Genomic DNA, 521 nt, shown 5'->3' on the forward strand with positions numbered 1-521 from the left:
GTGCGGGAGCTAAAACGGATCTGTTTGCAAGTAGGGGTCGATATTTATGAGACAACGCCTGCGATAGATATCGAAGACTCTAGAACCATCAAAGTAACAACGCCTAATGGTCGTATTACCAGTGACAAATTAGTGATATGCACCAATGGTTATTCGCATAATGTGCCTAGCGTACGCTTAAAAAACCATCAACTTCCTGTGTGGACGTATCAGGTGGTGACGCAGCCTTTGACGCCTGAGCAATGGGACGCTATCGGTTGGTATAAAAGACAAGCGTTTGAAGATAATAGGCAATTAGTGCATTACTTTCGTCCGACCGCAGATGGACGTATCACCATGGGCGGCGGGCGCGTCGCTGTCGCTTATGGCAAAGATATGGATAAAGATAGCCACCCAAAAGCATGGCAGCACTGCGAGGAGCATCTCAAATGGATTTATCCGCAGTTACAGGACGTCAAAATCGCTTATAGATGGGGCGGCCCGACCTCAGTGAATCTAGATATGACGCCAGAGATTGGCTA

General features: G+C 47.6%; 1 protein-coding gene. It reads left to right on the forward strand.

Features of this window, described 5'->3' with window-relative positions; translation table 11 throughout:
• Positions 1–24: 24 nt before the first annotated feature.
• A partial coding sequence (locus ACTXGO_RS16215) for an NAD(P)/FAD-dependent oxidoreductase (RefSeq protein WP_443575250.1) occupies positions 25–521 on the forward strand: 497 nt, incomplete at its 3' end.

Source organism: Psychrobacter sp. T6-1 (assembly GCF_052258445.1).